Origin of the sequence: Acinetobacter lwoffii, from assembly GCF_024129855.1 — a bacterium.
In the GTDB taxonomy this organism is placed as follows: domain Bacteria; phylum Pseudomonadota; class Gammaproteobacteria; order Pseudomonadales; family Moraxellaceae; genus Acinetobacter; species Acinetobacter lwoffii_L.
Window position 1 is genome coordinate 35,748 of sequence record NZ_JAMXXC010000006.1, and the last position, 19,639, is coordinate 55,386.

At 42.2% G+C, this 19,639-nt stretch carries 20 protein-coding genes and 2 tRNA genes; 11 read left to right on the forward strand and 11 right to left on the reverse strand.

Annotation, left to right across the window (positions count from 1 at the left end):
- Positions 1 to 38: 38 nt before the first annotated feature.
- Both hisA and NI465_RS06980 read left to right on the forward strand, forming a co-directional pair.
- Positions 39 to 773, forward strand: a complete 735-nt coding sequence (gene hisA / locus NI465_RS06975; RefSeq protein ID WP_004278658.1) for a 1-(5-phosphoribosyl)-5-[(5-phosphoribosylamino)methylideneamino]imidazole-4-carboxamide isomerase — start codon at positions 39 to 41, stop codon at positions 771 to 773.
- A 66-nt stretch (positions 774 to 839) separates the two neighbouring features.
- Entirely contained in the window at positions 840 to 1,769 is a 930-nt protein-coding gene (locus tag NI465_RS06980; RefSeq protein WP_005105399.1) for a DMT family transporter, read from the forward strand.
- A gap of 59 nt (positions 1,770 to 1,828) precedes the next feature.
- Here the strand turns inward: NI465_RS06980 and NI465_RS06985 are convergent, their stop codons facing one another.
- Genes NI465_RS06985 through NI465_RS06995 form a run of 3 tightly spaced genes read right to left on the reverse strand, consistent with a single transcriptional unit; the run spans position 1,829 to position 3,846 of the window.
- Positions 1,829 to 2,224 (reverse strand): DUF4870 family protein, encoded by a 396-nt coding sequence (locus NI465_RS06985; protein ID WP_005105397.1) that lies wholly within the window; start codon positions 2,222 to 2,224, stop codon positions 1,829 to 1,831.
- Between the two features lie 20 nt (positions 2,225 to 2,244).
- Positions 2,245 to 2,871 carry a DUF1294 domain-containing protein gene (locus NI465_RS06990; protein ID WP_005105395.1) on the reverse strand — a complete coding sequence of 209 codons (627 nt, stop codon included), beginning with the start codon at positions 2,869 to 2,871 and terminating at the stop codon, positions 2,245 to 2,247.
- Positions 2,872 to 2,898: 27 nt separating this feature from the next.
- Positions 2,899 to 3,846 carry a homoserine kinase gene (locus tag NI465_RS06995; protein WP_253144790.1) on the reverse strand — a complete coding sequence of 316 codons (948 nt, stop codon included), beginning with the start codon at positions 3,844 to 3,846 and terminating at the stop codon, positions 2,899 to 2,901.
- Positions 3,847 to 3,959: 113 nt separating this feature from the next.
- Between NI465_RS06995 and hisF the strand changes: the two genes are divergently transcribed.
- Positions 3,960 to 4,718: an imidazole glycerol phosphate synthase subunit HisF gene (hisF, locus tag NI465_RS07000; RefSeq protein ID WP_004647284.1), complete on the forward strand. Its 759-nt coding sequence runs from the start codon at positions 3,960 to 3,962 to the stop codon at positions 4,716 to 4,718.
- A gap of 298 nt (positions 4,719 to 5,016) precedes the next feature.
- On the opposite strand, the gene NI465_RS07005 is transcribed toward hisF, so the two are convergent.
- Positions 5,017 to 5,661 (reverse strand): hypothetical protein, encoded by a 645-nt coding sequence (locus NI465_RS07005; RefSeq protein ID WP_005250404.1) that lies wholly within the window; start codon positions 5,659 to 5,661, stop codon positions 5,017 to 5,019.
- A 108-nt stretch (positions 5,662 to 5,769) separates the two neighbouring features.
- On the opposite strand from NI465_RS07005, the gene NI465_RS07010 reads away from it, so the two are divergent.
- Complete coding sequence (locus tag NI465_RS07010) at positions 5,770 to 6,780, forward strand: AraC family transcriptional regulator (RefSeq protein ID WP_180039140.1); 1,011 nt, start codon at positions 5,770 to 5,772, stop codon at positions 6,778 to 6,780.
- A 265-nt stretch (positions 6,781 to 7,045) separates the two neighbouring features.
- Here NI465_RS07010 and NI465_RS07015 read toward each other — a convergent pair whose 3' ends face one another.
- Positions 7,046 to 7,291, reverse strand: a complete 246-nt coding sequence (locus NI465_RS07015) for a hypothetical protein (RefSeq protein WP_004278666.1) — start codon at positions 7,289 to 7,291, stop codon at positions 7,046 to 7,048.
- A gap of 79 nt (positions 7,292 to 7,370) precedes the next feature.
- Positions 7,371 to 8,453, reverse strand: coding sequence for a DNA/RNA non-specific endonuclease (locus NI465_RS07020; protein ID WP_004278667.1), 1,083 nt, complete (start codon positions 8,451 to 8,453; stop codon positions 7,371 to 7,373).
- Between the two features lie 264 nt (positions 8,454 to 8,717).
- Between NI465_RS07020 and NI465_RS07025 the strand changes: the two genes are divergently transcribed.
- Entirely contained in the window at positions 8,718 to 9,371 is a 654-nt protein-coding gene (locus NI465_RS07025) for a hypothetical protein (RefSeq protein ID WP_253144793.1), read from the forward strand.
- An 81-nt stretch (positions 9,372 to 9,452) separates the two neighbouring features.
- Here NI465_RS07025 and NI465_RS07030 read toward each other — a convergent pair whose 3' ends face one another.
- On the reverse strand, positions 9,453 to 11,333 hold the full coding sequence (locus NI465_RS07030) for a potassium transporter Kup (protein WP_005105382.1): 1,881 nt from the start codon (positions 11,331 to 11,333) through the stop codon (positions 9,453 to 9,455).
- A gap of 122 nt (positions 11,334 to 11,455) precedes the next feature.
- On the opposite strand from NI465_RS07030, the gene NI465_RS07035 reads away from it, so the two are divergent.
- From NI465_RS07035 to NI465_RS07045, 3 genes are all read left to right on the forward strand, one after another.
- A tRNA-Ser gene (locus NI465_RS07035) sits at positions 11,456 to 11,546 on the forward strand.
- A gap of 457 nt (positions 11,547 to 12,003) precedes the next feature.
- Positions 12,004 to 12,231 carry a hypothetical protein gene (locus NI465_RS07040; RefSeq protein ID WP_004647282.1) on the forward strand — a complete coding sequence of 76 codons (228 nt, stop codon included), beginning with the start codon at positions 12,004 to 12,006 and terminating at the stop codon, positions 12,229 to 12,231.
- A gap of 204 nt (positions 12,232 to 12,435) precedes the next feature.
- A tRNA-Thr gene (locus tag NI465_RS07045) sits at positions 12,436 to 12,511 on the forward strand.
- 76 nt (positions 12,512 to 12,587) lie between these two features.
- Here the strand turns inward: NI465_RS07045 and NI465_RS07050 are convergent.
- From NI465_RS07050 to ahpC, 3 genes are all read right to left on the reverse strand, one after another.
- On the reverse strand, positions 12,588 to 13,436 hold the full coding sequence (locus NI465_RS07050) for an SAM-dependent methyltransferase (RefSeq protein ID WP_253144795.1): 849 nt from the start codon (positions 13,434 to 13,436) through the stop codon (positions 12,588 to 12,590).
- A gap of 3 nt (positions 13,437 to 13,439) precedes the next feature.
- The gene (locus NI465_RS07055; protein ID WP_253144797.1) at positions 13,440 to 14,747 is read right to left on the reverse strand and encodes an FAD-dependent oxidoreductase; all 1,308 of its coding nucleotides are present in this window, start codon (positions 14,745 to 14,747) and stop codon (positions 13,440 to 13,442) included.
- A 621-nt stretch (positions 14,748 to 15,368) separates the two neighbouring features.
- Positions 15,369 to 15,932: an alkyl hydroperoxide reductase subunit C gene (ahpC, locus tag NI465_RS07060; RefSeq protein WP_005105379.1), complete on the reverse strand. Its 564-nt coding sequence runs from the start codon at positions 15,930 to 15,932 to the stop codon at positions 15,369 to 15,371.
- A 666-nt stretch (positions 15,933 to 16,598) separates the two neighbouring features.
- On the opposite strand from ahpC, the gene NI465_RS07065 reads away from it, so the two are divergent.
- From NI465_RS07065 to NI465_RS07075, 3 genes are all read left to right on the forward strand, one after another.
- Positions 16,599 to 17,585, forward strand: a complete 987-nt coding sequence (locus NI465_RS07065; RefSeq protein ID WP_253144799.1) for a hypothetical protein — start codon at positions 16,599 to 16,601, stop codon at positions 17,583 to 17,585.
- Positions 17,586 to 17,598: 13 nt separating this feature from the next.
- Positions 17,599 to 17,847, forward strand: a complete 249-nt coding sequence (locus tag NI465_RS07070) for a hypothetical protein (RefSeq protein WP_253144801.1) — start codon at positions 17,599 to 17,601, stop codon at positions 17,845 to 17,847.
- Positions 17,848 to 17,968: 121 nt separating this feature from the next.
- Positions 17,969 to 19,330, forward strand: coding sequence for an SIR2 family NAD-dependent protein deacylase (locus NI465_RS07075; protein ID WP_253144803.1), 1,362 nt, complete (start codon positions 17,969 to 17,971; stop codon positions 19,328 to 19,330).
- Positions 19,331 to 19,362: 32 nt separating this feature from the next.
- Here the strand turns inward: NI465_RS07075 and NI465_RS07080 are convergent, their stop codons facing one another.
- The gene (locus tag NI465_RS07080) at positions 19,363 to 19,569 is read right to left on the reverse strand and encodes a helix-turn-helix domain-containing protein (RefSeq protein WP_253144805.1); all 207 of its coding nucleotides are present in this window, start codon (positions 19,567 to 19,569) and stop codon (positions 19,363 to 19,365) included.
- Positions 19,570 to 19,639 lie beyond the last annotated feature (70 nt).

A 19,639-nucleotide genomic window follows, 5' to 3' on the forward strand; every position in this document is an offset into this window, starting at 1 on the left:
CTCAAATTCATTCTAAAGATTAAGCAAGGAGCGAAAGCATGCTGATCATCCCTGCAATTGACCTGAAAGATGGCAAATGTGTCCGTTTAAAGCAAGGTCGTATGGAAGACGATACCGTATTTTCAGACGATCCGGTCGCAACAGCACAGCATTGGGTAAATGAAGGCGCTCGCCGCTTACATTTAGTAGATTTAAACGGTGCTTTCGCAGGTACACCAATCCATAAGCCAGTGGTTGAAGCCATTGTCCGATCTCAACCTGATTTGCCGATCCAGATTGGTGGTGGTATCCGTTCTCTGGAAACCATTGAGCATTATCTGCAAGCCGGTGTTTCTTTTGTGATCATTGGCACCAAAGCAGTTCAGGATCCTGAATTTGTTGAAGAAGCATGTCGAAAATTTGCTGGTCATATTATTGTTGGGATTGATGCCATGAATGGCATGGTAGCAACAGATGGCTGGGCCAATGTGACTGATGTCAAGGCTACTGACCTGGCGAAACGTTTTGCCGATGCTGGCGTGTCAAGCATTGTCTACACGGATATCGCGCGTGATGGCATGATGCAGGGTGTGAATATTGAGCAAACCGTGAATCTGGCGCAATACTCAGGTTTGCCTGTGATTGCTTCAGGCGGCGTGACCAATCTGGATGACGTGCGTAACCTGAAAGACCAACCGGGTATTTTAGGTGCAATTACCGGCCGTGCGATTTACGAAGGTACATTAAGCTTGCGTGAAGCACAGTTATTGCTAGATGAGCAACAGGCGCTATAATTAAGTCTGCTGCAAAAGAGGTCTTCGGACCTCTTTTTTATTTTTTTAATTTTCTGATCTCCTGGCATGTCTACACTTATTTCCAAAAATCACTCCGGCTGGATGGTAAAAGCACCGCAACTCGCCCTGATCCTGATCACCATTATCTGGGGCGGCAGTTTTATTACTGTGCAATACGGGCTAAATTTTAGCAGTCCGATTATGTTTGTCGGCCTGCGCTTTGCTGCGGCAGCGCTTGCTGTCACCCTGATTTCACTGAAGTCGCTAAAAGGCATGAACCTGAAAGAAGTGTTCGCTGGCGCGGTGATTGGCATCATGATCGCCATTGGCTACGGCACCCAAACTGTGGGCTTGCAGACCATCAGCAGCAGTGAGTCGGCCTTTTTAACCGCCTTGTATGTTCCGCTGGTTCCGATCCTGCTCTGGCTGCTATTTCGCAAAAAACCACATGTTATGACCTGGATCGGAGCGCTGTTTGCCTTTATCGGTCTGGTGTTTTTGACAGGAAATGGCTTTGCTGCGATTCAGCTCAGTTTCGGACAAACCCTGACTTTGCTTGGTTCGATTGCGATCGCACTGGAGATTATTTTTATCAGCTATTTCGCCGAGCAGGTCAATGTCCGCCGGGTCACGGTGCTGCAACTGATTTTTGCATCCCTGTTCTGCTTCATGATCGCACCTGTTTTAGGTGAATCTCAGTTACCTGGATTTCACTGGCATCTGGCAGGAATTTTAGTCGGTTTAGGCATTGCCAGTGCCTTGATCCAACTGGTGATGAACTGGGCTCAGCGCATGGTGGATCCTTCGCAAGCAGCGATTATCTATGCAGGTGAACCGGTATGGGCAGCCCTGTTTGGCCGTCTGGCCGGAGAACGTTTACCGTCACTGGCTTTATTAGGCGGATTGATGGTGGTACTTGGCGTAATTGCCAGTGAATGGAAACCAAAGTTTTTAAGAAAAGATCCAACAGAACAATTAAAACAAGATCTTTCTTAATTCTGCTAAATCCCCCCTTAAAAAAGGGGGATTTTTTCTCTGGGGAAATACGGCTAAAATTATTTGCTATACATCGGTCTATTGTCATTTAAGCGCATGATGCCGCGAATCGCCCGATACACAATCCAGATCCAGGCCAAAACCACCACCACTAAACAGAAAGCGGATGCACCAAATGCGACCCCTGCAAACAGGTCAGGATCTTCGCCGGTAAAGAACAAAAAGAAAAATGGAATAAAGGCGACGATATTCCAGAACAGATACCACCAGAAACTGCGGATCTGCCAGGTAAAATGGCTTTCAAAGATGGAACCGCGCACATCGCGCCGTTTCACATAGTTAATGATCAACGCCACGACAGCCAGCAGGCCAGCACTAAAAATGGCCACAATATATAAAATGTACAGTGCAAAAGTCAGTGTGCGGTTTGAGTCTTTATCAATGGAATAATTCACGTCCCCTCCTGGTACTTCCCCTAGATATTTAAACTATTCAATGGGGAAATCAGCCATATAATCAAAATGATGTTAAAGGCTATGGTACAAAAATATATCTGCCGGAAAGGTTGTTTTTGTGTTTTATGCCGTAATTTCTGCTGTGCCAGCCAGGCTGCCGGCCAGCCGCCCAAGAAGGCCACCAGATGCAGAGTATTTTCCGGAATACGACGATTACCCAGCTGGGCTGCTTCCTTGTCTTGCGCATAGAGCCAGTAGCTGAGCGCGTTCATCAGGCTGACCAGTAACAACACCAGTCCACTGAGTAAACTGCCCAAGGTCAAAGCCACCAAAAAAAGAATATAGAGCACACAGGCAATCTGCATCGGCTGTAATTTCTGTGCCTGCTGTGGCTTGGACGGTTTGAGTTTGGCTTGCAGACTTTTGGCTTGTGCGGCTTTCAGGTACATGACCTGCTGTGCGCGATAACGTCCGCGTTCATCCAGAATGACCAGATAATCCAGCGCACAGCCCACGATTGGACGTGGGCCAGGCTTGGCAAAGTCCTTGATATGCAGAAATACGCGATCTTTGGCTGGGTCACTAGGCTGGATAAAACCATAACCCTGATCATCAAACCATTCCACCAAACGTCCCTGATCGCGCATATCCCCTATCCCTTTTGATTTGATTGTTTAAGCGGTGACGAATTTTAAGCGTTCAATCAGCATATTACGCATTTCATCCGGATTTTTTTGCAAAATATCTTCGCCCGTCCGGCCTAATGCTGCATTACGCTGAGCCACCTGCAGGCGCATCATCCAGAACCGTCCTGCCGCCATGGCCAGATACAATTCCAGACAGGCGCGTTCATCACTGGTTAAAGAACGAATCGTTTCATAGGCATTTAAAAAGGCAATCGCTTTTTCTTCGTTTAAGATTACGTCAGGATATTCGGTACAGAAGTCATTTAACGTAATGGCGATATCAAACAACCACTCATCTTTATTCAGCTCATAAAAATCCAGAATGCCATTCAGCTGATCGCCTTCAAACAAGGTATTGTCACGGAACAGATCGGAATGAATAAAACCGCGTGGACGGTCCGGATATACCGCCGTCAACGCCTCATATAAACCTAATAATTTACCGAGCAAGACTTTATCTGCCGGACTTAAACTTGGTTTAATCTCTTGAGAAACGGCCAGCCAATAGGCATGATCACGCACAAAATTACGTTCTAATTTAAAGTCTTTGAGTGCCACATGCATTTTCGCCTGAGCCACTGCAATCGCTTCAACCTGCGCGATGGTAGAGGGCATCGGATGTTCACCCATCAGGCGCGGTGCGATCTGTGCCGGTTTATCTTTAATGCTGTGAATCGCTTTGCCTGAATGCGACAAAGGCACAGGAACGGCCAATCCGGCCCAGCCCAGATGTTCTAAAACAGGAACCAGTTCACCTGCCGCCTGCTCATCCATATCTTCAAAAACCGTCAGCACATATTGCTGGTCTTCGCAGACTAAAAAGTAGTTGGTATTTTGAATACCGCCTTGAATGGGAATCAGATCAATCGCCTTTAAACCATAAGGCGCTGCAAAATCCTGAACTTCCTTTAAAGTCAAAGTGGTATAAACCGACATAGAAAACCTGCGAAAAAACTTACATAATTTTGCTAGAATACCGTTTCCATCTGCCAAGGTGTAGCGCTTGCGTGGGTGAGTTTCATAATCGGCTGTAATAATTGGAAAAATTTATGCTAGCTAAACGTATTATTCCTTGTCTGGACGTGGATAACGGCCGCGTGGTCAAGGGTGTCCAGTTCCTTGATATTCGTGATGCGGGTGACCCGGTCGAAGTGGCGCGCCGTTATAATGAACAAGGTGCCGATGAAATTACTTTCCTTGATATTACCGCTACACATCATGGACGCGACACGACTTACCGCACAGTAGAGCGCATGGCTGAATCGGTTTTTGTACCCCTGACTGTCGGTGGCGGTGTACGTAAAGTCGAAGATATCCGTTTATTGCTCAATGCCGGTGCAGACAAAGTCAGCATCAACTCAGCTGCGATTTATAATCCTGAGTTTGTGCAGGAAGCATCTCAACGCTTTGGCGCTCAGTGTATCGTGGTTGCAATTGATGCCAAAAAAACTGGCGACCACAAATGGGAAATTTTCACCCACGGCGGCCGCAAAGAAACCGGGATCGATGCGATTGAATGGGCCGTGAAAATGGCTGACTTCGGCGCAGGTGAATTACTGATTACTTCGATGGATGCCGATGGCACCAAAGCCGGTTACGACATTGCCCTGATGCGCGCCATCAATGACCGCGTCACGGTACCGACCATTGCTTCTGGCGGTGTGGGTAATTTACAGCATTTGGCGGACGGCATTATTCATGGGGGTGCCGATGCGGTACTGGCAGCTTCAATTTTCCATTTTGGCCAGCACACCATTCCGGAAGCCAAAGCCTATATGGCAGCCCAAGGCATTGAAATGCGCCTTTAAGCCGTTTTAGATGATGATTTAATTAAAGAGTGTTTTTATAAACACTCTTTTTTTATGCCTTAAATAAAACAACACAGCAAATACGGAACAAAAAAAAGGAGTCTTTCGACTCCTTATAAAACCAAGATAAGACTACAGCACTTGGTATTCAAAAGAACTCATCCCCCCCAGAAACATCATCAGTATAAGGCTTTGCTCACCGACGTGAACAACTATAAGTGAAATCCGCAGGACAATATTGACAATACAATCGTATTTTATTGACAAATCACGACAAAGCCCTGTCTTATTCCACGACCTACGTATTTAACTGCTTCATTGCCATATTTTTTGCAGTATTTTTCGTTATTTTAGTAGAAGCTCCCGCCCATTTAACCGGAAAATATTGTTCTGACCAGCGGTTCAGTTTTTTCGAGATCGGCGCAGGCAAGCTCAAACCTAAAGGGTTCTGTTCCTGCAAATCTGCCGAGGAAATCACCCGGGTACCGAGCAGATAGTCAAACCAGGGCTTGGTCACGCACCAATTAGCATCCTGATTGCTATTCATATGGTGATCATAATGCCAAGGCAGTGTCTTTTTAGCCCATTCCGGCTCCAGATGCGCCCGGCGATGTAAATAATAATAGTTGCCTGCACTATACAGGGTAGCCAGGGTCATGCCTTTGGAAAAGGGATAAAAACTGAGTCCAAAAACGGTCGCGACGACTGCCAGTGAGGCAATTTCATTGCGGGTACGCCAGTTGTCCAGTCCTTCTACATAGCCGAAATCGGAAAATTCCGCTTTTCGCACAATCCGGTGATGCTCCCAGTGTGAGCGCATACTCTCGGGTACCGGACTATAACGGCTCTGTCCCGGCCGATGCACACCATGCAATACATATTTATGCGCAAACCATTCAAATCCATTTGCGACGACGAGCCCTGCCAGAAAACCTTTCCACATAATCTTTTACCTCTTGGTCTATTTTTAATATAGGCTAAATAAAAGACTAGATATTGACCAAAATATTCAATATGATTGACAAAATACGACAAAATAAAAGAATTAAAAATGCTGGTTCTAAAAAACTACGTAGGTTCAGTATACGGTGGTTTAGGACATTTACTTTTGGACTATTATCAGTTGAAACAGCTTGAAGTCCCTGAGAAATTATTGGCCATTCAAAATCTGGAACGCTTTGATTTCGCCCTATGGCGTGATCTGTTAACAACACTTGATCAACAGCTGCAACGACCAGCTTTAGGCCTGGAAATCGCCCAACTGGTTGAAGCTAAACACCTTGGTATTATTGGCTATCTGGCACTCTCAAGTGAGACCTTGGGTGAAGCCTTCATGCGCTATCATGATTATCATCGTCTGATTTATGATGGCGGCCTACTTCAGCTGCAATGGCAAGGCGATTATCTGTCGATTGGCTGGGTTGAAGTTCCGTTTCATCTGAATACCCAATTGACCGATGAAATCGCGATTGCGCTAATGACGGAATTCGTGAAAGCCAATGTGCAGAACCCGCACGGGGTTCAGTTATATGAAGTGCATTTCCAGCATGCAATGCCTAAAAATATTGCACTCTATGAGCAGTATTTCGGCTGTAAAGTCCGCTTTTCTCAAGCCAGAAATCAGGTATTGATGCATGTCAGTGAACTGTCCAGACCGCTGAAACAGGGCGACCAGAGCTTGCAGAAACTGCTGATGCAACAGGCCAAAGCATTGCTAGAAAAATTTCCGCACTCCACTCTCATTGATCAGCAACTGCAACAGGCAATTCTGATTGGCCTGCAAAAAAACCTGTTTCAGATCGAGCATATTGCCGAGCAGATGAATTTTTCCGTGCGTCAGTTACAACGCCATTTGCAGAAACAGGGCAAAACCTATCAGCAATGTATGCAGGAAATCCGCTGCATGATGGCGATGCAATATCTGAAAGATCCGCACTTGAGTTTGCAGGAAACTGCCATGTTACTCGGTTATTCTGAACAGAGTGCGTTTCAGCGTGCCTTTAAGCAATGGACTCAACTGACGCCGCAGCAGTGGCGCCAACAGAATATGCCAGCCGCTTAAACCACAAGCATGTTGGTTTGATAGATGGGCTTCAAGCAGCGTTGATAATTTAAATCCATTACCCCTATGACTTAATAATAAATATAAAAATAAGAATTTAAAATATGGATAAATATCTTGCCGAATTGCTCGGCACGTTCTGGCTAGTGTTGGGAGATATTGCGGGAGCAAAAAAATTAGGCTTTTCAATAAAAGCCATGATTTCTAGATTCTGTTTTTCTGCATGTTTCACATGGAAAATGCAGAAAAATATGCTTAAAAATGCTTATAAAAATGGATTTTCAATTTCATCCAGATCATCACGCTGAATTTTTTCTGGCAAGTCCGGCGTGTTTTCTAGTTGTTGTACCACATCATTCAGAAAAGCCTGCAAGGCTTTGGCCACTTTCAGTCCCTGCTGATCCTTGGTGATTTGCAAGTTGCCATACAGGCTGACGCAGTCTAGATCATTTTCCAAAGTCAGATCATGAATGGCATGGGATTCACTGCCATTTTCAAATGCTTTAAACATATCCTCTTCACCTGTCTTTGTTATTTTTCCATGAACGTCTGATGTCGATGCTACCCGAATCCTGGTTTTTTCAGCAAGCTTATTTCAACAGCTGCAAAATATATTGCAACAAGGCATCAATCAGCTGTTTTACGATGGCATCTTGTGTCGCGTTGTCTATCGCGCCACCAGTCGCTGAGGAGGTCGAGCTGCCTGAACCAGAAGACTTAAACTCGCGTTGTAATGCCTGCAGGTTTTCTTCAGAAACCTCTTCGGCACACTGGCTTTCTGCATCCCAATTAGAGTATTCAATTTTCTGGTTGGCTTTTACGGCATTTCCAGTCAGTGGCAGCTTATAGGTATTGCGTTTCTGTTCTTCGGTAAGCTGCGGGAACAGGTTAATTCCAAGCTGTTCTTCCAGATAGCAGACACTGACAATACGCACTTTCAGTGAATTGTCATTCGGTGCATAGTAAGCACCAATAGCACCGGTTTTCGGCATATAAACCGCCTTATAGACCGCGGTTGGCACAATCACGCCATTGCCAATGGTTTTCAGCTTCTTCCCGGCAAAGACCGGCCCGGTTACCACATAAACATCCTGTTTCTGCTTGGTCACAATGGCACGAGTGGCTTCTTCCAGCTCACGCCAGACTTGCTGATTATTCTTGGGCGCTTGCGGCACCATATTGGCCAATGAAAAACTGTCAGACTGCGCGGCCTTGTTAGGCATATCCGCATTCGGCGCCATATGACCGCGGTCATAACCTGAACCACGATAATCCGCCAATGTGGCACGATGCTTCGCACTGACCCGATCTTCTTCATGAAAATTATCTTCACGGGGAATTTTCTGGCTTAAGCGTGCTGGCGTTAAGGCTTCTGCAACCCAAAGTGGCGTTTTAGATACCCCGGAATAACCGACATTAAAGCCATTAAAACACAGCGAATAGCTGTCTTTTTTCAGGCTGTCTTTCATCAAATATGGCGGTACATCACGATAAAACTGGTTCAGACAGGCAGAATCACTGGAAGAGGATAGTGACACCCACTGACTGATTTTTTCCTGACCAAAAGCGATGGCGAAGCTGCTCGAAGCCACCACGCCCAGAATGACTTTAATACTATTATCATTTAAAAACTGAAAAAAAGAGTTCTTGGGTTTACGCTGCTTCTTGGCCATTCTTACACGTACTTTTTAGATCAATACAGATTTTGACCGAGCTTAACAAGCTGTATAAGTGAAGTATATCTTGGCTCTACCATTCGTTTACTAAATAAACAATAAGTATCCAAAATCCCGGGCAGTTGTAACAAACTGTCTAATTTTATTTCTTTTTAAATGAGGTTTCTCGGTGTTTGCGTAGCTTTGTTTGGCTCAGTAGATTGAGTGTGTAAAGCTAACGGCCTATCTCAATTCGTACAATTATTAGCAATGGTGTCAATCATGAATTCCAAACTCTCTAAAGTATTAGGTTTAGGATTATTCACAAGTGTGATCAGCGTAGCTGCATTTGCTGAGCCACCGGTTCAACCAGGTGAAACACTTGAAAGCTTGTCTAAAGCTAAAATTAGTACCAAGGTGAATGGTCAGGAAGCCTCTTTAGAAAGCTTGGTGAACTCTGGTCAGATTCGTCTGGTCGATCCGCGTGCAGCAGCACCGCAACCAGCCATGCCAAACACACAGGCACCAATGCCCAATGATCCAGCAATGACTCAGGTACCAAATTCAGGTACTGTTTCTCCTCAACCACCTGTCACAGAACCAGGTATGAATGAAGCAGAGGTGCCGGCCAATCTGGTTGAACCAGCCACTGAATCAGAAGTAGAAGCCAGCACGTCTATGACGACGCCTCAACAACAACCAACACTGGAAGAACAACAAGCAGCTGTACCAGCAATGTCTGAAGAGCAACAGCAAGCAGCTATTGCTTCAGAACAACCGATGCCTGAAGCACAGCAACAAGCGGCTGTGACTGAAGCAGATGTGAGCAATGAACAAACTGAAATTGCAGCTCAATCTGATGCAGAGCCAGTACTGATGGAAGAACCTTTGAATGCTGCACCTGAAGTGCCGGCTGCGGTAGAACTCGAACAATAATCTGAAACTCATTTATTTATTGTTTCTCTCATAAAAAAACCAGAGTGTGCCTCTGGTTTTTTTTTATGCTTTTTATTTTATTTACATCTGAATCTGGGTGCCCAGCTCGACCACACGGTTGGGTGGAATTTGATAGAAATCACTGACCGGACTGGTATTGCGCTGCATAGAAATAAACAGCTTTTCCCGCCACGGTGCCATGCCCTCACCCACAGTATGCATAATCCGTTCACGTGAAATAAAGAAACTGATCTGCATCAGGTCATATTCAAAATCCCATTGCTCATAGGCCTGTTGTAAAGCTTCCGGAATATTCGGCTGATCCTTAAAACCATAATAGATAAACACCCGGTAAAAATGCTCACTCAGTTTTTCCAGTTCAATCCGGTCCTGCCTGTCAACAAAAGGAATATCCCGGGTAATCACCGTCAACATGATATTGCGTTCATGCAAGACCTTATTGTGCTTAATATTATGCAACATGGCATGCGGTACAATATTTGGTGTACCGGTCAGGAAAATGGCATCGCCTGGCACAAACTTGGTGCCTTCCCCCATCGAAATACTTTTAATAAACAGATCAATCGGCAAGGCATCCTGTTCCAGCCGGTTCAGTACCAACGCACGCCCGTCTTTCCAGGTCATGAGAATCGTAAACAGTACCGCACCAATCAGAATTGGCACCCAGCCACCCGAAGCGATTTTCAAGGACGTTGAGGCCACAAAGACTAAATCCAGTGCCAGGAATGGTACAGCAAATAACGCTACTTTCCAGACCGGCCAACGCCAGAAGCCATAGGCCAGAATCGAGATCAAAATGGTGCCGCAGAGCATGGTCATGGTCACCGCAACGCCATAAGCACTGGCCAGATTGGCACTATTTTCAAACAGTAAAATCAGGATCAGCACCGAGATAAACAACATCCAGTTAATGAAAGGCAGATAAATCTGGCCACGCTCCAATGCAGAGGTATGCTTGACTGACAGGCGCGGCAAATAACGCAATTGAATGGCTTGATTGACCATAGAAAATACCCCAGTAATGACTGCCTGTGAGGCAATCACCGCCGCTGCAGTCGCCAGTCCAATCATCGGAAATAAGGCCCAGTCGGGCAGCAGCATATAGAAAGGATTCGCCAGTGCTTCAGGACTACGCAGTAACAAGGCGCCTTGCCCGGCATAATTCAGCAATAAACATGGCAAGACAATAATGAACCAGGCCAGACGAATCGGCAGACGGCCAAAATGCCCCATATCGGCATAAATCGCTTCACCCCCAGTCATGGTCAGAATCACCGCCCCCATGGTCAGAAAAGCCACATAGGGCTGATCAACTACAAAATGATAGGCCCAGTAGGGATTCACCATCCAGAGTACAAATGGGGTCTGGATAATGCTCCACAAACCAAAACCGCCAATGGACAAAAACCAGAGCATGGTTAAAGGCCCAAAAAATTTGCCCATCGTGGCTGTGCCGTGTCGCTGTACCATAAACAATCCGGCCAGAATCCCTATCGATAAAGGCACCAACCACTGATTGAAAATGGGCGTGGCAATACTCAGGCCTTCAATGGCTGATAGCACGGAGATTGCTGGGGTAATAATCCCGTCACCGAAAAATAGCGATGCGCCGACAAAACCCAAAGCGATCAGGAATATTTTCTTTTGATCAGAGATTCGTGTGGTACGCAGGTTTAATGCCAGTAGTGACATGATCCCGCCTTCGCCGTTGTTATCGGCACGCATGATCACCATGACGTATTTAAAGCTGATGGTAAGCATCATGCACCAGAAAATCAGGGACAGGATGCCGAGTACAGAAGCTTCGCTAATGGCGAGGTGTGCGGTGAGGAAGCATTGGCGCAGTGCATAGAGCGGACTGGTACCAATATCTCCGAAAACGACCCCAAGCGCAGCCAGTGTAATCACTGGGAGAGCTGCCTTTTGTGCAGTGCTTTGCATATATTGTCTTCGTTTTTTAACAAGCATTTTTGCGAATCATAGCACCGCATTAAAAGTTTTTCTGCAAATCAATTGTTTCAGCTTGGCACAGCTGGTTTTTTTCGCTATTATCCTCGGCCTATGGTGAGGTGTCCGAGTGGCTGAAGGAGCACGCCTGGAAAGTGTGTAAACGTTTATAGCGTTTCGAGGGTTCGAATCCCTCTCTCACCGCCAGAATTTAAAAACCCGAATCACATGATTCGGGTTTTTTATATTTAATTTTATCCATCATCTGATTAGCAAAAAAATCATCTGCCTATTTTATAAAATATTGTTATACATTACTTTAATCAGAGCATTGAATTGATATCAATCCTCGTTCATAAAAATCTTTTGCAACACAACACTTACGTTCAATTCTATTTTTAAAAATCTTCATTTTTCATCAGCCAAAAAACTGATAAATTGTGCAGTTTCTGTACGCCATTTATTTCAGGTTTTTATTTATGTGTTTAAACAAAAAACTGGCACAGAAATAGCTTAATTTTATTGTCATCAAAGCTATGTTATGTTGCTTATAAATCAACTAAAAGGAGAATAAAAACCACAGGATAGAAAGAAATAACCAAGTGAACCGGGCCATTCAAATTTGAAGTTAAAAAATAGATACACTGCTATTCGGAGAGCGAACATGAATAACAGCGCAAACTATGCCAAACAGATTAAAAATGCAAAACGTGGCGGTTATACCCCAACCATTGCCAAGGACATCAATAAACATAAAATTCAAAAAGCCTTGAGACTCATCGAACAGTGGAGAAGCCTCGCTCAAGAACTCAAACCTCAAATGCAGTTTGATATGGCCTTTACTTTAGAGGAATGTGCACAAGAATTAGATCGCATCCTGAAAAACAGATAAACCTTATAACCAACTCATATCCATAGCAAATCCTATGCTTTCACCCTCGCCCATATCTGCACATATGGGCCATTTCTTTGCACATAATCAAAAACAGAACTTTTCATCCATCCGGTCAAAATAAACAAATCCTGCCGAAACAGTTTAAACGGTTATTTTTTGGCTTGCGTGACCCAAAAAAATCTGTAAAATGCACTCCACCATGCCGGCATAGCTCAGTTGGTAGAGCAACTGACTTGTAATCAGTAGGTCCACAGTTCGAATCCGTGTGCCGGCACCATATCTTAGCCTCGCTTTTTAGTGAGGTTTTGATGTTTCTGGGTTTTAGTATTTTGAGCTGAGTCTTCTTGCACTTTCTAGTGCTTCGATTGTGCCGTCACTTGCACATATCTCACAATCCCTTCCTGATATAATTTTCGGCATAGTTTCGCTGTCATCTGAATTTTAAAATGATCCAGTTTTGAACCTTGAGCCTGATCATCTGATGCTTTTGAATTCAAAGTTTTTTGCACGTAATCCGCAAAGCCGGAAAATACCGGCTCGGACAGATCCTGAATCTGAATATTTTTAAATTCAAAACGATCCAGAAAGGCATATAGTGCCCCCACTGTCATTAAATCTTTTAAATTCACATCAGCAGATTTCAATAAAAACTGATATTTACGCCGTTGTAATGCATTTAAATTTTCCCAACGCTCGGATAAAACCAGATGATGAAAACCAATCCGCGCATTTGAATTTAAAACACTGCGGACCTGCTCCAAGAATACAGGCACAGGGCTGTGATAAGCCGCATCTAGGCATAGCACCACATCAAAACGCTGGGAAAACAGCAATTCTTTTAAACGCAAAAATGACGCCTGATAAATGGCATTCAGTTCTGGCAAATGTTGCTGAATATTAGCCACACAGGCAGCCTGCAGCTCAACCCCCGCCAGATATTGCACCTGATAGTGTTGTTGCCAGTACAGCAAACTTGCACCCTGACCGCAGCCTAAATCCAGCAGTTTATCTTTTGAATTTAAATTTACAGTTTGTGCAAGGTGATCGGCCAGCATACAACAGGCAGCCGCATAATCCTGCTGACCTGCTTGCCAATACCCTAAATTGCTCCAGGGCAATTGCGCATGATCGCCCAACATAGCGGCATCGATTGCATACTTGTGCTGGGGAAGACGCTGACGCAGTGCCTGAAGCCATTGCATGGATTAATAACCCAGTTGCGGAGCAACCTCGACCACAGGTTTTAAACCCTGAAATGGTAAAGGCGCACCAAAGATTTCTGCAATTTTCATCGCTGAAGTCACTGCCGATTCCAGAATTGGCAAACCGTCACATGACCATGAGCCACAGAAGAAGACCTTACGGTTGGCATCCAGATGACGTTGCTGCAATTCCTTATTCAGTGCCACGGTATTGGCATCGACCACTGCACGCGTCAGCATGACCGATTTGATCACTTTCTTCGGATCAATGTCGGTTACCGGACGCCAGGTCTGAAACACGGCCGACTTGCCGACCAAAGAAGGTTCAATCGAGTTAAGCCACACGGTAAATTGCTGACGGGTAAATTTACGGTCCATCATATAGCTGAGTACGGCCCAGTCTTTACGTTTTGGCGGCATTACGCTGGCATCGGTATGAATCACCAGTTCGCCTTGTTCGAATTTGAATTTCTTCAATAATTCAATTTCACTGGCAAACTGTACCGGATCCAGGAATTGCTCAATTTTGGTGGTCGGTGTTGCGACAATCACCCGGTCAAACAGTTTTGAATAACCGGCCGCATTTTCCACTTTGACCTGATCGCCCTGCTCTTGTACCAGTGTAATTGCTGAACCGTCTTCAATCTGAATGCCTTCAATCAGCTTGTCGACCAGTGCCGGTGTACCGCCTTGCAGACGCAGTAAAGCATCACCATCGGTCAATTGACGCAGGAAAATTAACAACGGTTTAGCTGGCCATTCACCAATGGTTTTCGGATTGCAGGTACAGATGGTATATAGCACCGGCATCACCGCACCGTGCCAGAACACTTCTTCAATCTCGTTACGATTGATAAATTCTGCCAGGCTGATGTCCTGATTTTTCGATTTAAAGAATTTGGTTAATGCAACTTTTAACTGCAACAGGCCTTTGACCAGACGCCAGCCATACTGTTGCAGACCTTTACGGTTGTTGATAATCGGGATATTGCCAATTCGGCTGCGCGATGTGGTCAGCCAGGTTTCAGTTTTATCTTCAAATAACCAGCTGCAGGCCATATAGGTCCGCACCGGATAAGTTTTAATGCCCAGATGTGTGGCTAGACTCAGGGTGTTTTTCCACAGATAGGGGTTCATCACACGTAAAGGTGCGTCAATCAGGCCCCCTTCAAATTCAAGGCTATGACTGTCCATGCCGCGACCTGGAAGTGCTTCAAAAATCGTGATGTGATGCCCTGCGTCCTGGAGAATTCTGGCTGTAGCCAGTCCGGCCATGCCACTACCAATTACTGCGATATCCAAACTGATCATCCGTCATTGAAAAACTACAGAAATTATGTACCATGCGCCAATCAAACAGGTTATTAAAATCTTCCAGAATATATGTTTTTCGTAAAGGCCTTTTTGTTCAATTTCACCTGCTTTTTATTCATTTTTCTGCCTTAGTTAAAATTCCATCAAATCTAAGATTTTATTCATATTTTTATCTAAAAACTTGAAAATTCGCTTTAAAAACAAATAATTTAATTAACCATTTTTATAATCCTTGGTTGACAAATACTTTTTAAATACCTATGATTCGCAGCATAAGAAAACCATAAATTCATCCGGTTCCATTCAGATGCGTTTATGCGAAAATTGTTTAAAACGACAAGAAACTACAGCGCCTTATAAAATAAAAGCCTCTGCGAAAGCAGAGGCTTCTTTGTTTTCAGGCCTAGTCAATCATGCAGCAGGGTATTGCGCTTACTTGATTGCCTCGCATAAGCCGCTTAAAAAGCATAGAGTGCAATTCCTCAATTCTCATTTTGTTCTCAAATAGAAATCAAATGGCATGATGTTTTTGTCTAGAATTCATAAATCTCTAAACTAAAAAAATAAAAAATCCAGCAACTTGTGCTGGATTTTTTGCTTCAAAGAACTAGGTTTGAATTAGATTTTACCCACCAGGTCGATTGATGGAGCAAGTGTTGCTTCACCTTCTTTCCATTTTGCCGGACAAACTTCACCTGGGTGCGCATGTACATATTGTGCAGCTTTCACTTTACGCAGAAGCTCTTGTGCATCACGGCCGATACCACCCGCGTTGATTTCAATGATCTGGATTTTACCTTCTGGATCAATCACGAAAGTACCACGATCTGCCAAACCCTCAGCTTCAATCAGTACTTCGAAGTTTTTAGACAAAGTCCAGGTTGGATCACCAATCAATGGATACTGGATTTTACCAATCACGTCAGAGGTATCATGCCAAGCTTTATGGGTGAAATGAGTATCGGTAGACACGCCATAGATTTCTACACCCATTTTCTGAAATTCAGCATACTGATCAGCAAGATCGCCTAATTCAGTTGGACAAACAAAGGTGAAATCTGCAGGATAGAAAAACACCACTGACCATTTTCCTTTCAGGTCTTGCTCAGAAACTTCGATGAACTGACCATTGTGGTAAGCAGTTGCATTGAATGATTTGATTTCAGTATTGATTAAACTCATGAGATATTTCCTCTGGCTTATTTCTGGGATTGCTTATCTTGTGAAGCTAGAATACGAAAAATTTCAAAATAGGTAAAACCGCAAGTTTTTATAAAAATGATCGCTTTTTTAGATCATTAATTTCTATTAGTATTGTTAATCTCATTTATTTTCTCGATGCAGAGTTGTGCTGATCAAAAGCAAGATAATGCTTTAACACTTATGATTCTTCTAATAAGTCGGGCTTTATGCAAACTCAATACCAATCTTCAAGACATAAAAAACCCACCGCATTCAGGTGGGTTTTAATGATGATTTACCGTTCTAGATCAAAATGGTTAACTGTATAAAAAATCCATAAAACAAAAATATAATTATAAAATTCAATATCTTAATAATTATTAAATACAATATTTTTTTTAGATGTTTAATTTATTGTGGTTTTTGAGTATTCCTCCCCTATAACTACAACTTTTCTATCAAATGCTATCTAAATGAATTTGACATTTTCTATCTATTTTTATAGTTTAGTAGGTGGTCTACACCTCCTACTCCTGTCGCTCACTTTCAGGGAAATATTGGTGTTAAAAAAAGTGAGGCTGATGTACTTAATCTTAATTAACTTAGGATGCTTGTATTTTTAGTGAGCGGAGAATTGCATGCATCGACGTTAGTTGAGACACACGCATGAGTAATAGTTCAACCAAAAAAACCTACACGGTTATCATTTCAGGCAAAACTCATTTACTTAAGAGACGTACCCCTATGCGTCTTTCAAATGATAAAACTGATGTAGCACATAATATACGTGCTTACGTTATTCCTTTAACTCCTATCCATTTCCAAGTTTCTGAAGATAATCTTGAAAAATATGCTTATGAAAAGCAGTTTTTTGATGAGCATAAACTCGTCTTTCCTAATGACATGAGTTTGCTTACCTTTAAGCAAAAAGCTAAAAGCACATTTAGGGATTTAAAAACAAATGAGGCTTATAACAACTTATCTTTACAGCTCTTCAATAAACCCTATTCTGATCTCATTCATGAAATCAAATTGAACCATATTAAAAAGTTTGACAGAGCATTTGGTGAGATAGGATATGACATTTATTTAAGTCATAAATATCCTGATATCAGTTATCCATTGATATGTTCACCTGACAACCTCAAAACATTTGAGAAATTAGCTTTGCAAGGGCATATATATTCCCAGTTAATAACAGGAATTATATTGGGATGTGAAGGTAAATTTGATAAAGGAATCCAATACCTAATAGATGCGTATAACAATAGATTTACTATTGCTTTGAGCTTTATAACAGAGTTTTTGATCTTAAAAGAGGATTGGGTGGGATCTTTTCAGTGTGCTCTTCTTGCATATGATATCGATCCAGGCTATGGTTTTTTGGTTGACAAAATTATTGCATGTACAACTCATGTAATGATCGATACTAGTCAAATAGGTGATGGTATCATTCCTGCTACACTATTTGGTCCAGGCTATATGCCCTTGCTACATTTTATTCTTCATCATGTTCTTACCGAGGATTTTCAAAAACTAGCTAAAAAATATCGACCCGATTGGCTTCCAACTCCTGAAGAGCAAGAAGAGGAAATGCGTCATTTTTTTAGTCAATGGCGTTCTCCAAAAGTTAATCAAACTAAAAGCTATTAAGGAAGGGAATGATATGAATACCAAGTTTAAACAATACACTTGTATCGATTGTGGTTGTAACTTTAGCGAAAATTCATTTGATGGAATTGATGATGAAGTTTCGACATCAAGCCCTCGTTGCCCTGACTGTCAGTATGAAAACTCTTTAATCGGAAAGGAGTGTGAGTACTGTGATAGTCCAGCGACATATGAAATTGGTGGCACATTCTTATGTGATTATCACCATGATGATTATGCTGATGGGTGGTTTAGAGAAGATTAATTATCATTTTCCCCTAATAAGCAGAGCTACTTAGCTCTGCTTTTATGCATTTATGTACTAGGAAAAAGTATAATGCTAAGAATATACTAGAAAAATTATTTCACAAATTAAATAATTATCTATGACTTACGAACAACAAATCACAGATGATATAGCTGTGACACTAGAAACATTGCAGGTTCAACCAATTTTATTCGTTGGTTCAGGAATGTCTCAAAGATATTTTCATGCCCCAAATTGGAAAGGTTTAATGCAAATTTTGGCTGAAACATGTCCAAAAATTCCCAAAAAATTTGCATATTATGAACAGCAATTTCAAAAAGAAAATACTATTGACTATATGGCTATGGCTACTAGCTTTATTGATGCCTATAGCGAATGGGCATGGGAAGATGAAAAAAATGAATATTTTCCAGAAGAACTCTTTGAAAGTGGAACAAACAAAGAAGAATACATAAAGCACATAGTTAGTAAAAAAATAGAAGATATTTCAAATAAGGCTATTTTAGAGAAAAGCCATCTTTATGAAGAAATCAAACTTTTACAACAGATTAAGCCTCATGCAATTATCACTACTAACTATGATTCTATTCTTGAAAAAATCTTCCCCGATTATCTCAAAGTTATTGGAGAAAAAATAATCCATGCAAACTACACAACATATGGGGAAATCCTAAAGATTCATGGTTGTTATGAGGATCGAAATAGCATAGTTTTAACCCAAAATGATTACAAAGATTTCAATTTAAGAAAAAAATATTTAAGTGCAAAATTACTAACTTATTTTGCTGAGCATCCACTATTTTTTGTTGGTTATAGCTGTAATGACCCAAATATCATCAGTATTCTTGCTGATATTGATGAAATTTTATGTCCCAATGGAGAACTAGTACCTAATATTTATATGGTTATTTACGAACCTGATTTTAAAGAAAGTACTTCTTATCAAAAGGAAGTACTTTTACCCATTACTGCTACAAAAAGTATTCGAATTAAAGTAATTTATGCGAAAGATTATAGCTGGATATTTTCTGCTATATCAAAGTCCTCACCTTCTATATCTGTAAATCCAAAACTATTAAGAGCACTATTAGATCGAACCTACAAATTAGTTGCATCAGATATTCCTAAAAGAGAGTTACCTTTTAACTTCGAAATACTTCAAGATATTTCTACAGATGACGAATCTTTGCCTAAATTATTTGGATTGACAAGCCTTAATGATGGGCAAGCTTTAAATGCAAACTATCAACACACATTAACAGATGTAGCCAGCAAATTAGGTTTTAAAAGATGGAACCATGTCCATCATATATTAGAAGAAATTAAAGAAAAACATGACATTGACCTAAAAGGCTCTGATAACAATTATCATATTGCCATCAAAACAGGTGAAAATAATTCAATTCACAAGTATTCAGATCATTTAATAACACTTTTGCAAGATTATATAGCAGGTCGACCTTATAACATTACCATTTAATACTAAAAGCTCTCTTAACTGCTAGAAAACTTTTAGGGGAGCAACTTATGCACATCGATTTCAAGAGCCTTAGCAAGTTCATACAACCTCTCAATCGTAATATTCACTTCCCCTCGCTCAATACGTCCCATATAACTACGATCGAGACTACAAAGCAGAGCTAACTTCTCCTGAGAGATATTTTTCTCTTTTCTATGTTTCCGAACTAATTGTCCAAAAGCGATACTAATTTCTGACATTTCAATTCAAGTGATCAAAAAACAGAACTATCACTATTTGAGGACTATATATCCACGGACTATAATCCTC

Excerpts from the sequence above, each read along its gene's own strand:
- hisA (WP_004278658.1), top strand. The coding sequence starts at position 39 with ATGCTGATCATCCCTGCAATTGACCTGAAAGATGGCAAATGTGTCCGT.
- NI465_RS06980 (WP_005105399.1), top strand. The coding sequence starts at position 840 with ATGTCTACACTTATTTCCAAAAATCACTCCGGCTGGATGGTAAAAGCA.
- NI465_RS06990 (WP_005105395.1), bottom strand. The coding sequence starts at position 2,871 with ATGCGCGATCAGGGACGTTTGGTGGAATGGTTTGATGATCAGGGTTAT.
- NI465_RS06995 (WP_253144790.1), bottom strand. The coding sequence starts at position 3,846 with ATGTCGGTTTATACCACTTTGACTTTAAAGGAAGTTCAGGATTTTGCA.
- hisF (WP_004647284.1), top strand. The coding sequence starts at position 3,960 with ATGCTAGCTAAACGTATTATTCCTTGTCTGGACGTGGATAACGGCCGC.
- NI465_RS07005 (WP_005250404.1), bottom strand. The coding sequence starts at position 5,661 with ATGTGGAAAGGTTTTCTGGCAGGGCTCGTCGTCGCAAATGGATTTGAA.
- NI465_RS07010 (WP_180039140.1), top strand. The coding sequence starts at position 5,770 with ATGCTGGTTCTAAAAAACTACGTAGGTTCAGTATACGGTGGTTTAGGA.
- NI465_RS07015 (WP_004278666.1), bottom strand. The coding sequence starts at position 7,291 with ATGTTTAAAGCATTTGAAAATGGCAGTGAATCCCATGCCATTCATGAT.
- NI465_RS07020 (WP_004278667.1), bottom strand. The coding sequence starts at position 8,453 with ATGGCCAAGAAGCAGCGTAAACCCAAGAACTCTTTTTTTCAGTTTTTA.
- NI465_RS07025 (WP_253144793.1), top strand. The coding sequence starts at position 8,718 with ATGAATTCCAAACTCTCTAAAGTATTAGGTTTAGGATTATTCACAAGT.
- NI465_RS07030 (WP_005105382.1), bottom strand. The coding sequence starts at position 11,333 with ATGCAAAGCACTGCACAAAAGGCAGCTCTCCCAGTGATTACACTGGCT.
- NI465_RS07040 (WP_004647282.1), top strand. The coding sequence starts at position 12,004 with ATGAATAACAGCGCAAACTATGCCAAACAGATTAAAAATGCAAAACGT.
- NI465_RS07050 (WP_253144795.1), bottom strand. The coding sequence starts at position 13,436 with ATGCAATGGCTTCAGGCACTGCGTCAGCGTCTTCCCCAGCACAAGTAT.
- NI465_RS07055 (WP_253144797.1), bottom strand. The coding sequence starts at position 14,747 with ATGATCAGTTTGGATATCGCAGTAATTGGTAGTGGCATGGCCGGACTG.
- ahpC (WP_005105379.1), bottom strand. The coding sequence starts at position 15,932 with ATGAGTTTAATCAATACTGAAATCAAATCATTCAATGCAACTGCTTAC.
- NI465_RS07065 (WP_253144799.1), top strand. The coding sequence starts at position 16,599 with ATGAGTAATAGTTCAACCAAAAAAACCTACACGGTTATCATTTCAGGC.
- NI465_RS07070 (WP_253144801.1), top strand. The coding sequence starts at position 17,599 with ATGAATACCAAGTTTAAACAATACACTTGTATCGATTGTGGTTGTAAC.
- NI465_RS07075 (WP_253144803.1), top strand. The coding sequence starts at position 17,969 with ATGACTTACGAACAACAAATCACAGATGATATAGCTGTGACACTAGAA.
- NI465_RS07080 (WP_253144805.1), bottom strand. The coding sequence starts at position 19,569 with ATGTCAGAAATTAGTATCGCTTTTGGACAATTAGTTCGGAAACATAGA.